At 65.4% G+C, this 11,770-nt stretch carries 11 protein-coding genes and 1 pseudogene; 4 read left to right on the top strand and 8 right to left on the bottom strand.

Translation table 11 applies throughout. The annotated features are described in order from the left end of the window. From AACR77_RS13940 to AACR77_RS13955, 4 genes are all read right to left on the bottom strand, one after another. A partial coding sequence (locus AACR77_RS13940; RefSeq protein WP_042882317.1) for an ABC transporter ATP-binding protein occupies positions 1-684 on the bottom strand: 684 nt, incomplete at its 3' end. Then, complete coding sequence (gene hlyD / locus AACR77_RS13945; protein ID WP_042882319.1) at positions 681-1,649, bottom strand: secretion protein HlyD; 969 nt, start codon at positions 1,647-1,649, stop codon at positions 681-683. The genes hlyD and AACR77_RS13940, both read right to left, overlap by 4 nt. 85 nt (positions 1,650-1,734) lie before the next feature. Continuing rightward, complete coding sequence (locus tag AACR77_RS13950; protein ID WP_010676034.1) at positions 1,735-2,376, bottom strand: TetR/AcrR family transcriptional regulator; 642 nt, start codon at positions 2,374-2,376, stop codon at positions 1,735-1,737. A 272-nt stretch (positions 2,377-2,648) separates the two neighbouring features. Further along, entirely contained in the window at positions 2,649-3,569 is a 921-nt protein-coding gene (locus tag AACR77_RS13955) for a LysR family transcriptional regulator (protein WP_010676033.1), read from the bottom strand. 168 nt (positions 3,570-3,737) lie between these two features. Between AACR77_RS13955 and AACR77_RS13960 the strand changes: the two genes are divergently transcribed. Next, positions 3,738-5,162: an MFS transporter gene (locus AACR77_RS13960; protein WP_042882321.1), complete on the top strand. Its 1,425-nt coding sequence runs from the start codon at positions 3,738-3,740 to the stop codon at positions 5,160-5,162. 88 nt (positions 5,163-5,250) lie between these two features. On the opposite strand, the gene hslU is transcribed toward AACR77_RS13960, so the two are convergent. The 4 genes from hslU to argS form a co-directional block, all read right to left on the bottom strand. Continuing rightward, positions 5,251-6,579: an HslU--HslV peptidase ATPase subunit gene (gene hslU, locus AACR77_RS13965; protein WP_042882323.1), complete on the bottom strand. Its 1,329-nt coding sequence runs from the start codon at positions 6,577-6,579 to the stop codon at positions 5,251-5,253. Between the two features lie 92 nt (positions 6,580-6,671). Further along, positions 6,672-7,205 (bottom strand): ATP-dependent protease subunit HslV, encoded by a 534-nt coding sequence (hslV, locus tag AACR77_RS13970; protein WP_005306539.1) that lies wholly within the window; start codon positions 7,203-7,205, stop codon positions 6,672-6,674. 186 nt (positions 7,206-7,391) lie between these two features. Next, positions 7,392-8,240 carry an SPOR domain-containing protein gene (locus tag AACR77_RS13975; RefSeq protein ID WP_010676029.1) on the bottom strand — a complete coding sequence of 283 codons (849 nt, stop codon included), beginning with the start codon at positions 8,238-8,240 and terminating at the stop codon, positions 7,392-7,394. A gap of 3 nt (positions 8,241-8,243) precedes the next feature. Further along, on the bottom strand, positions 8,244-10,055 hold the full coding sequence (argS, locus tag AACR77_RS13980; RefSeq protein WP_042882325.1) for an arginine--tRNA ligase: 1,812 nt from the start codon (positions 10,053-10,055) through the stop codon (positions 8,244-8,246). 314 nt (positions 10,056-10,369) lie between these two features. On the opposite strand from argS, the gene AACR77_RS13985 reads away from it, so the two are divergent. From AACR77_RS13985 to AACR77_RS13995, 3 genes and pseudogenes are all read left to right on the top strand, one after another. Further along, positions 10,370-10,936 (top strand): LON peptidase substrate-binding domain-containing protein, encoded by a 567-nt coding sequence (locus tag AACR77_RS13985; protein ID WP_041211950.1) that lies wholly within the window; start codon positions 10,370-10,372, stop codon positions 10,934-10,936. A 124-nt stretch (positions 10,937-11,060) separates the two neighbouring features. Beyond that, entirely contained in the window at positions 11,061-11,630 is a 570-nt protein-coding gene (locus AACR77_RS13990; protein WP_042882327.1) for a sigma-70 family RNA polymerase sigma factor, read from the top strand. After that, a pseudogene (locus AACR77_RS13995) lies at positions 11,623-11,770 on the top strand (ChrR family anti-sigma-E factor); the annotation flags it as partial. The gene AACR77_RS13990 and the pseudogene AACR77_RS13995, both read left to right, overlap by 8 nt.

Here is an 11,770-nt window from a genome sequence, read left to right on the forward strand (position 1 = left end):
GCGGCTGGCCATGGCCCCCATCAGATCGGCTGGCGTGCCGCTGGTGCGCACCTCGCCATCCGCCATCAGCAGCACGTGGTCGCACAGCTCCGCCTCATCGAGATAGGCGGTACTCCAGAGCACCGTCATTCCCCCTTTTGCCAGCTCGCGCACCATCTGCCAGAGGGCGCGGCGAGAGATGGGATCGACCCCGACCCCAGGTTCGTCCAGCAGCAGCACATCCGGGGTGCCGAGCAGGGCGCAGGCCAGCCCGAGTTTCTGCTTCATCCCGCCAGAGAGCTTGCCTGCCGGCCTTGCGGTGAAGCGGGCGAGATCGGTGAAGGCGAGCAGCCGCGCGAAGGTGGGCGTGCGTTCGGGCTCCAGTACGCCGCGCAAGTCAGCGTAGAGGGTGAGGTTCTCCAGCACGCTGAGATCCTCGTAGAGGCCGAACTGCTGGGGCATGTAGCCGAGGCGCTGACGCAGCAGATCCCCCTCGCTTACAGGATCCAGCCCCAGCACCCGGATGGTGCCCGCTTCGGGGATCAGCAGACCGGCCAGCAGGCGCAGCAGGGTGCTCTTGCCCGCGCCGTCGGGGCCGACCAGCCCGGTGATGCCACCGGTCGGAATGGTGGCGGAGATGGCGTTGAGGGCGACCCGCTCACCAAAGCGTTTGGTGAGCCCCTCGAGGGAGATGGCGCAGCTCATGGCGCCAGCCTGACGGTGACCGGCATCCCCTGACGCAGGGCCGGGTCGGGGTCCTGCACCACGATGCGCAGCCGGTAGACGAGGTGAGTGCGCAGGTCTGGCGTCTCCACCGATTTCGGGGTGAACTCGGCGGTCGGCGAGACAAATCCCACCACCCCGTGATAGGGCTTGTCCGGCCGCGAGTCGGTGGTGAGGGTCACCCTGGCGCCGCTCGGGAAGTGGCCGAGCCAGGGCTCCTCCACATAGGCGCGCACCCAGACCGGCGCGGTCAGGGAGAGGTTGAAGGCGGTCGCTCCGCTCTGCACCATGCTGCCGTTCTCGATGGCGCGGCTGATGATGATGCCGTCGCTGGGGGTGGTCAGGCTGGCATCCGCCAGCGCCAGCTCGGCACTGGCGAGCGCCGCTTTGGCCCCTTCCAGCTGGGCATCGGACTGGGCGATTTCCTCCGGGCGGTAGCCGGTTTCGAGCTGGGCGAGCTGTTCGCGTGCCGAGCGCACCTGCGCCTGGGTCTGATCCCGCTGGGAGCGGGCGGTATCGAGCTGACCGCGGGAGATAGCGCCGGTGGCGGCCAATGCGCTCTGGCGGCGCCACTGCTGGTTGGCCTCCAGTGCAGCGGCTTCGGCGGCGGCAAGTGCGGCCCGGGCGCGGTCGGTCTCTTCGCTGCGATAGCCTTTGTGGATCAGGGCGTTGGCGGCAGTGAGTGCAGCCAGATTGGCGCGGGCGCTGTCGCGGCTGTGGGTGAGGGGAGCCGGATCCAGGCGGGCCAGCAGTTGACCGGCTTTTACGCTATCCCCCTCATCGACCAGCACCTGATCGACGCGGCCGCCGACCCGAAAGGCCAGATTGACGTCGCGAATATCGACGTTGCCGTAGAGGATGGATCCGTCGGTCGGGCGCCCCTGCGACCAGAGGTAGCCACCGATAACAGTTAGCAGCAGGGCCAGGATTGCAATGCGTTGTTTCATGCTGCTTCTCCTTGAGGAAGGCTCTGCAGCCAGAGGTCACCACCGAGAACGGCCAGCAGCAGAGCTAGCATCGCGATGCGTTGTTTCATGCCGTTTCTCCTTCTTTCATGTCGGTGGGGCGCAGGCCGCGCAGGGCCCATACCAGCCGTTGTCTGGCGGCCTCGGGGTTGTCTATCTGGCTGAGAAAGGGGGCGGCCTGTTCGGGCAGCCAGCCGAGCTGGCGACCGCTGCCGGCGATCACCAGCGGCAGGCCGACCGACCCCATGATGAAGATCATCAGCTGGAGCGGGTGACCCGCGACCAGCGACCCTTCCGCCTGTGCCATCCGTACCTGCTCGATCAGCAGCAGGGGATGACGGCGCGGCAGACTGAGCAGAAAGCGCTGGGCCGCCCCTTCACCCGCCAGGGCATCGCCAAACAGGTGGTTGATGAAGCCGCGCTGGCGCGCCACCAGCCCGATCAGCGCCTCCATGGTGGCCTCGAACATGGCGATGGCAGAGGGGTAGGAGCCTTTGGCTGCCACCGCCTTGAGCTCGTCATAGAGGGGGGCGTACCAGAGCTCGACCAACTCGTCGATAAAGGCGTCGCGGTTGCCGAAGTGGTAGACGAAGGAGCCGAGGTTCACCTCGGCCGCCGCCGCCAGCTCGCGCACCGTCAGGCCGCGCAGCCCTTTCTCGGTGGCGATGGCGAGGCCGGTATCGAGCAGTTTCTGACGGGTGGGGTGCATCTGGCTGGTGCTCCTGGTGTATGCATTTTGTACGCAATTATACGTCCGTATAAAAAATGCGGAAGCGGGCGGCAGGATCTTTTTGCCCGCAATGTGATCCGCCCCGCTCTGAGGGGCCGTGATCCCCGTCCGGCAGGGGGAAGGATCCACCGATTGTGCCCAAGCCACGGGCATGTCGGTGTGATGGGGTGGTGAAAGGCACTTCTGGTCCCGGGGACGGGCGCCCGGGCCACAAGGGGCCTGTGATGGAGTCGGGCTCTGCCTTACCCGGATCAGGGGGTGTCGGTGGCCCCGGTGTGATAGGGGGGTCGGGCACAGGTGTCCCGTATCAGGGCGCGCAGCCAGCGGTGGCCCGGATCGGCATCCTGACTGGGGTGCCAGAGCAGGGCGACCCGGATCCCTGGCAGAGCGAAGGGCAGGGGCAGGGTGACCAGATCGCCGAGCAGGCTGGCGCAGTGCAGGTGCGGCACCGTCGCCACCAGATTGCTCTCCCTGACCAGGGCCAGCGCCGTCGCAAACCCGGGAACCAGGGTGGTGATGGTGCGCCGCCTCCCCTGGCCTGCGAGGATCTCGTCGATGGGGCTGTGAGGCTGGCCCCGGCGGGAGACCAGCACGTGGCGTGCGGCGGCATAGCGCGCCACGGTCAGGGTGCCGTCGCAGAGGGGGTGGTCCGGGTGCACCACGGCGACGAAGTGGTCCTGGAACAGGGCCTGGGTGCGCAGCTCGGGGGCCGTGGTGGCGCCGATGACTCCGGTCTCGAAGTCCAGCTCGCCACGGCGCAGGGGGCCGCTCTCCTTGTCGGGTTTGGCCAGAAAGTGCAGCCGCACCCCGGGGGCCTCGACGGCGAGGCGCGCCAGCAGGGCGGGGCCCACCGCTTCCACGAAGCCGTCGCTGGATCGCAGGCGGAAGGTGCGCTCCAGGCTCGCCGGGTCTACTTCCTGCTGGGGGCGCAGCACGGCCCGGGTCTCCTGAACCAGGCGGGCAACCTCATCCCGCAGGATCTGCGCCCGGGGGGTGGGGATCAGGCCGCGTCCCGCCCGCACGAGCAGCGGATCCCCCGTGGTCTCCCGCAGCCTTGCCAGGGCCCGGCTCATGGCGGAAGCACTCAGGCCTAGCCGTCTGGCGGCGCCCGCCACACTGCCCTCTTCCAGCAGGGCATCCAGGGTGATCAGCAGGTTGAAATCCGGGGTCATGGTCGTCTCCTCGCAGGCGGCGCCTGACGGGCCGACCCCTTCATGATACCCGAGTTGCCGTCTCTTCATATGGCGTCTGATGCAACTATAAGCTGCAATACGTGCGTCTTCCGCCTTGTCATCCCCCCCGCTAGCCTGAGTGCATCATCACTTGCCGGAGAGACTGCCATGTCCACACCACTTCTTGTTTCCCCTCCTGTGACGCGCCGTCTTGGCCTCGTGGGGCTCGGGCTCGCCACCCTGCTGCCCATGCTGGCGGGCAGCATGGCCAACCTGGTGCTGCCTGCCCTGGGGCAGGACTTCGGCGTGCCCTTCGCCAGCCTGCAATGGGTGCTGGTGGCCTACCTGCTTGGGATCACCAGTCTGACGGTGGTGGCGGGCCGGCTCGGGGATCGTCTGGGGCGGCGTCGCCTGCTGCTCTGGGGGACCGGGGTCTTTGCGCTGGCTTCCCTGCTGTGCGCCCTGGCCCCTTCCATTGGCTGGCTCATTGCCGCTCGCACCCTGCAAGGGGCGGGTGCGGCCTGCATGCTGGTGCTCTCCCTGGCCATGGCAGGAGAGCTGGTGCCGCCAGCCCGACGGGGCTGGAGCATGGGATTGCTCGGCACCCTGTCGGCCTGCGGCACGGCGCTCGGCCCCTCCTTTGGCGGCCTGTTGATCGGCGGATTTGGCTGGCAGGCTCCCTTCCTGCTGCTGCTCCCCCTGACGTTGCTTGCGCTGGGGTGTGCCTGGCGGGATCTGCCCCGGGATGAGGCGGGCTCTGCCGAGGGAGGCCTCCCGCTCACCAGTCTGTTGCTGCTGGTGACGGCGCTGCTCTGCTACGGGCTGGCACTGACCCGGGGCAGCCCACTCGGGGTCTGGCCGGGGATAGGGGCGCTCGTCGCCATGGTGCTCTTCGTGCGTGCCGACTCGGGCGCCCGTCGCCCCCTGCTGCCCCTGGCGCTGTTGGGGGCGTCCAGGCGAAGAGGCGGGATCATCGCCAGTGCGCTGGTGGCCAGCGTCATGGTGGCGACGCTGCTGATCGGTCCTTTCTACCTTCACGGCGCCTTTGCCCTCGACATGGGGACGGTGGGGCTGATGATCTCCATGGGCCCCCTGCTGGCGGCGCTGTCCGGCATGCCCGCCGGCTGGCTGGTGGACAGGGTGGGGGCGACCCCTGTGGTGCGCCTCGGCCTGGGGCTCATGGTGGTGGCCGCCGTCTTGCTGGCCCTGCTGGACAGGGCGCTCGGGCCCCTCGGCTACCTGCTGCCCATCCTGCTGCTCACCGCCGGTTATGCCCTGTTCCAGACCGCCAACAACAGCGCCGTGGTGGGGGAGACGGAGGGGGCGAGCCGGGGCGCCGTGGCCGGGCTGCTGACCCTGTCGCGCAACCTGGGCCAGTTGACGGGGGCGGCGGGGCTGGGGGGCCTGTTCGCCGCCCTGGCGGGGCGGCCCGATCTCGCCCTCGCGACGGCGGACGAGCTGGCGTTTGCCACCCGGGTCACCTTCGCCCTGACGGCCTTGCTGCTGATGAGTGCGCTCTGGCTGGCGGGAAGGGGGGAGCGTGCCGTGCAGGGTGATGTGGCCCGGGACGGCTGCGAGTCGGGAGAACGCTGAAAACGAAGACGCCTCCACAGGGGAGGCGTCTTGCTATGGGATTGAGCAGGATAGTAAACCGCTCAGCTCCTCGTTATCGATCAACCTGTTACAGAATGAAGCGGCTCAGATCCTCGTCTTCAATCAGCTTGCCGAGGTGGGCGTTGACGTAGTCGGTGTTGATGACGAAGGTCTCGCCTGACTTCTCGGAGGCGTCGTAGGAGATGTCTTCCATCAGCCGCTCCATCACGGTGTGCAGACGACGGGCGCCGATGTTCTCGGTGCGCTCGTTGACCTGCCAGGCCGCTTCGGCCAGACGGCGGATGCCATCCTGGGTGAACTCGATGTTGACCCCTTCGGTGGCCATCAGTGCCTTGTACTGATCGGTCAGGGAGGCGTTCGGCTCGGTCAGGATGCGCTCGAAGTCTTCGGTGGTCAGGGCGGTCAGCTCGACCCGGATCGGCAGACGACCCTGCAGCTCGGGGATGAGGTCGGACGGCTTGGCGATCTGGAAGGCACCGGAGGCGACAAACAGGATGTGATCGGTCTTGACCATGCCGTGCTTGGTGTTGACGGTGCAGCCCTCGACCAGCGGCAGCAGGTCGCGCTGAACCCCTTCACGGGAAACGTCCGGGCCCGAGCTCTCGCCGCGCTTGCAGATCTTGTCGATCTCGTCGAGGAAGACGATGCCGTTGTTCTCGACCGCAGCGATGGCTTTCTGCTTCAGCTCTTCCGGGTTGACCAGCTTGGCCGCTTCCTCTTCGATCAGCGCCTTCATGGCCTCTTTGACCTTGATCTTGCGCTTCTTCTTCTGGTTCTGGCCCAGATTCTGGAACAGCCCCTGCAGCTGGTTGGCCATCTCTTCCATGCCCGGCGGGGTCATGATTTCGACGCCCATCGGGGAAGCGGCCAGATCCAGCTCGATCTCCTTGTCATCCAGCTGACCTTCCCGCAGTTTCTTGCGGAAAATCTGGCGGGTGTTGGAGTTGTCGGCTTTCTCTTCCTCACCCCAGCTGTTGCGCGGGTTGGGCAGCAGGGCGTCGAGGATGCGCTCTTCTGCGGCTTCCTCGGCGCGGTATTTCATCTTCTCCATCTCGGTCTCGCGCACCAGCTTGATGGCGACATCGGTCAGATCGCGGATGATGCTGTCCACTTCCTTGCCCACATAGCCCACTTCGGTGAACTTGGTCGCTTCCACCTTGATGAAGGGGGCGTTGGCCAGCTTGGCCAGGCGACGGGCGATCTCGGTCTTGCCGACGCCGGTCGGGCCGATCATCAGAATGTTCTTCGGGGTCACCTCGTGGCGCATCTCCTCGGAGAGCTGCATCCGGCGCCAGCGGTTGCGCAGGGCGACGGCGACCGCGCGCTTGGCGTCGGCCTGACCAATGATGTGTCTGTCCAGCTCGTGGACGATTTCTCTCGGGGTCATCTCGGACATGATGGCGTTCCTGTATCCGGGGCGGGCAGGGCCCACCCCTTGGAAAATGGGGTTTGGCTGGCGGCCTTATTTGGCGGCCCTATTTCGCCGACTTATTTAGCTGAATAATCCAGCACTTCGATGGTGTGGTTGCCGTTGGTGAACACACAGATGTCGCCCGCAATCTTGAGGGACTTCTCGACAATGCTCTTGGCGTCGAGCTCGGTGTTCTCCAGCAGGGCGATGGCGGCGGACTGGGCAAAGTTGCCGCCGCTGCCGATGGCGATGAGATCGTGCTCCGGCTGCACCACGTCACCGTTGCCGGTGATGATGAAGGATTTGTGCTCGTCGGCGACGGCCAGCAGCGCCTCGAGGCGGCGCAGGGCGCGATCGGTGCGCCAGTCCTTGGCCAGCGCCACGGCGGCGCGCTCCAGGTTGCCCTGATGGGCCTGCAGTTTGGCTTCGAAGCGCTCGAGCAGGGTGAAGGCGTCGGCGGTGCCGCCGGCGAAACCAGCCAGTACCTTGCCGTTGTAGAGGCGATGAACCTTGCGGGCGTTGCCCTTCATGACGGTGTTGCCAAGAGAAACCTGGCCATCGCCACCGATGACGACCTGACCGTTGCGGCGAACTGAAACTATGGTAGTCACTTTACTTACCTCGCTTGAGCCGAATGACGGCCTGACTGTGCATGGAGGAAAAGATGGGGATGGCAAAACGGCTTTTCAAGCCTGTGCCGAGCACGGATCGCGGGGGAGGGATCGGGTGGGCGCGGGATGGCGCCAAAAGAAACAGGGCCGGGTGTTGCCACCCGGCCCTGTGCATGAACGCGGCGATCACCCCTTCTTGGGGATGCAGCCGCTGATGCCCGAGCCCTGCAGCTTGCGGTTGGCCGCGTCGGCCGCGGCCTTGCCGTTGAAGGGGCCCACCATCACCTTGTAGACGGCGCCACCGGCCCCGTTCACTACCTGCAGGCTGGAGGAGAGCCCGGCGGTGAAGGCGATGCGCGCCTTGAGGGATTCTGCGGAATCCTGGGAGCGCAGGGCGGCACACTGCATCATGTAGCGACCGCCGTCGGCGGCTGCGGTCTGGGCAGTCTGGGTCGCCGCCTTGGCCCTGGCGGCCTCGGCACGCTCCCGCTCCAGTTCGGCGCGGATCTCCCGCTCCATCCGCTCACGCTCGGCCTTCTGGTCGATCACCTGCTCCCGGGCGCTGGCGACCGGGGCGCCGGTGGCCGGCTTGGTCGGCTGCACCGGTTGCGGCTGATAGGGCTTCACCTGACCGATGGGGGTTCCCGGCTGGGGAATGTCGGTCGCGACCGGCTTGGGCAGCTTCTCCGGTTGCAGGGTCATGGTCTCGGCAGGCGGGGGCGGCAGCACGCCCGGCTGGGGCGGCGGCTCTATGATGTCCACCTGCTTGTTCTCCAGCCGCTCGATGTAGCTCCACTTCTCCTGGGGCAGGGTATTGCCCTGTGCCTTGGGTTTGTTGGCCTTCACCTGCTCTTCGATGGTGGGGGCATCGGCGCCCTTGCCGTTGATGAGGTAGAGGAAGGCGCCGAAACCGACGACCAGGGCCCCGGCCAGCAGTGCCGGGATAACAGGAAAGCGGCGAGGGGCCGCTTTCTTGATGTTACGGCCACCCGCCCGTCGTCTCGGGCTGTTGCCGACGTAATCCCGGGTCGCCATCTATTACATGCGCTCCAGGGTGTGGATGCCCAGCACGCCCAGGCCCAGCTTGAGCACCTTGGCGGTGGCGGCGCACAGCAGCAGACGGCTCTGGCGGGTCGCCTCGTCCACGCCGTCCTTGTTGATCGGGCAGGCTTCGTAGAAGGTCATGAAGTTGCCGGACAGCTCATACAGATAGGTACAGAGCAGGTGCGGCATCCCCTTGTCCGCCACGCCGTTGACCGCGTCGGAGAACTGGATCAGCTTCTGGGCCAGGGTCTCTTCGGCGTCTTCGCTCAGGACCACCTTGCCGCTCAGGGTATCGGCATCGACGCCGGCCTTGCGGAAGATGGACTGGATACGGGTGTAGGCGTATTGCAGGTACGGCGCCGTGTTGCCTTCAAAGGAGAGCATCAGATCCCAGTCGAAGATGTAGTCGGTGGTGCGGTTCTTGGAGAGATCCGCATACTTGACCGCGCCCATGGCGATGGCGTGCACCACCTGGGCCTTCTCTTCGGCAGAGAGGTCGCTGTTGCGGCTCTCCAGCAGGGCGCTGGCGCGCTCTTCCGCTTCGTTCAGCAGGTCGACCAGCTTGACGGTGCCGCCGGAGCGGGTCTTGTAGGGACGGCCGTCCTTGCCCAGCATCATGCCGAAGGCGTGGTGCTCGAGGGGCACGGATTCCGGCACATAGCCCGCCTTGCGGGTGATGGTCCAGGCCTGCATCAGGTGCTGGTGCTGACGGGAGTCGATGAAGTACATGACCCGGTCGGCGCCCAGGTTCTCGTAACGGTATTTGGCGCAGGCGATGTCGGTGGTGGTGTAGAGGAAACCGCCGTCGCTCTTCTGGATGATGACGCCCATGGGCTCGCCATCCTTGTTCTTGAACTCGTCCAGGAAGACCACGGTGGCCCCTTCGCTCTCGACTGCCAGCCCCTTGGCTTTCAGGTCGGCAACGATCTGCGGCAGCATGTCGTTGTACATGGACTCGCCCATGATGTCCTTGTTGGACAGGGAGATGTTCAGACGGTCGTAGTTGCGCTGGTTCTGCTCCATGGTCATGTCGACCAGCTTCTTCCACATGGTGCGGCAGTACTCATCGCCACCTTGCAGTTTCACCACGTAGTTGCGGGCGCGCTCGGCGAAGGCTTCGTCTTCGTCGTACTGGCGTTTGGCTTGGGTATAAAACAACTCAAAATCTTGCAGACTCAACATGTCTTCCACGAGGTAGGCTGGTTTTGCTACTTCCACACCGCGGCGATTTTGTTCTTGGATTCTATGCCTTTCGCCTTCTTCTTCCATATCTTGCAGGTGGGCGATCAGCATGCCGAACTGGGTGCCCCAGTCGCCGATGTGGTTGGCACGCACCACCTTGTGGCCCAGGAATTCGAGGGCGCGGGCGGCCACGTCACCGAGCACGGTGGAGCGGATGTGGTGCACCGCCATCTCCTTGGCCACGTTGGGGGCGGAGTAGTCCACCACCACGGTCTGCGGCGCCGGCAGCTTCACGTTGGCGTTGTCGGAGGTCACCATGGCTTCCACCTGACCGGCCAGCCAGCTCGGGTCGAAGAAGAAGTTGATGAAGCCGGGGCCGGCGATCTCGACCTTGGCGATCAGATCGGAGGCGGGCAGGTGCTCGATGATGGCAGCGGCCAGCTCGCGGGGGTTCTTGCGGGCCGGTTTGGCCAGCAGCATGGCCAGGTTGGTGGCCAGGTCGCCGTGAGCCTTCTCCTTGCATCGGTCTACTTGCACCCGGGCTTCCAGGTCGGCGGGCAGGACGCCTGCGGACTTGAGATTGGCTACCGTTTGTTCAAGTAGATGATGAATATGCTCTTTCATAACTGACCACCGAGGTTGCGCGTCGAAAAGTGACTGACTGGATAAGGGCGTGAATTTTACCCGCATCGGGCCGAGAAAACTATAGGAACGGCCCGCACCCGTGGGTGTGGCGGATATTTCACTGCGTTTTCCACCACATTGCAGGATATTGATTTGGGTAAGTGGTGGTTATCCATTTCTACTGCATAACGAAACGGCTTGTCCAGGCTATTTTCCCCTGATTATGACAGGGTTATTTATACCGATTCGATCTGAATGATCCCGCTTCCCGTGGCGGTCGTATCCTTTGAGGACGCCGTTGGAGGATGATTCCCATGACACTGGTACTGTTTCCACTCTCCGCTCACCTGCTGCCGGGCGGCATCATGCCGCTGCGCATCTTCGAGCCCAGATACCAGCGCATGATCGCCGAGTCCCGGGAGCGGGAGTTCGCGCTCTGCATGCTGGACCCCCGCCAGCCCGATGCGCTGCGCAACATGTACCCCATCGCCACCCGGGTGCGCATCATCGATTTCGATCTGCTGCCCGATGGTTTGCTCGGCATCACGGTGCTCGGGGTGGAGCGGGTGCGCATCACGGATCTCTGGCAGGAAGAGGACGGTCTGCGGGTCGGCGAGGTGGATCCCCTGCCCCCCTGGCAGAGCGGCAGGCTCCAGGCGGATCAGCACTCCCTGGCCAAGGCGTTGCAGGATGTGTTCAACGACTATCCGGAGTACGCGGCCCTCTATCCGGAGCCGGACTGGGAGGATGCGAGCTGGGTCGCCCAGCGCTGGCTGGAGGTGCTGCCCATCCCGGTGGAGCAAAAACAGTGGCTGGTGGCGGCCAAGGACAACCAGCCCACCCTCTCCCTGCTGAGCGGTCTGCTGGTCGCGAGCCATTGAATTCCCCTTCCCGGTGATCCTTTTTCCTCGCTCACCGTATTGGGGGTGAACACCACACGCGAGGGATGGCGCAATGGCATATACTGGCCAACCACAATCGGCTCCACGCAGGACATCGCCCCCCATGGACAACCCAGACGGCGACCTCACATCTTTGCTGGTCCGGGTGGCCGAGCGGGCCGACAAGGCTGCCTTCGCCACCCTGTTCCACCACTTCGCGCCGCGCATCCGCAGCTACGGGCTGCGCCACCTCGGCAGTGAAGCCAACGCCATGGAACTGGTGCAGGAGACCATGCTGCTGGTCTGGCAGAAGGCACGGCTCTATCACCCCGACAAGGGCGCCGCCACCACCTGGATCTACACAGTGATGCGCAACCAGAGCTTTGACATGCTGCGCCGCCGCCGCGCCAGCAAGGAGGAGCTCTGCGCCGAGGAGATCTGGCCGTTGCTGGAGTTCCGGGCCGAAGAGGAGCACCTGAGCGGCGGTGAAGACGCGGTGCTGACCCGCCAGATGGCCCACTATGTCGCCACGTTGCCGGAGCCGCAGCAGCAGGTGGTGCGCGGCATCTACCTGCATGAGCTCTCCCAGCAGGAGCTGGCCGACCGGCTCGGCGTGCCCCTTGGCACCATCAAGTCCCGGCTGCGGCTGGCACTACAGAAACTGAAGGAACAAGTGGAGCAAGGCCATGATTAAGACCCATCCGACTGAACCCATGCTGCGCGCCTTCGCCGCCGACGAGCTGCCCCTGCCGCTGGCCGTCGGTGTCTCCGCCCATTGCGAGTTCTGCCCCGAGTGCGCCGCCCGGGTGAAGGAATTTGAAGAGGCGACTGTGA

Source organism: Aeromonas sp. ZOR0002 (genome assembly GCF_963866995.1).
Lineage (GTDB): Bacteria > Pseudomonadota > Gammaproteobacteria > Enterobacterales > Aeromonadaceae > Aeromonas > Aeromonas caviae.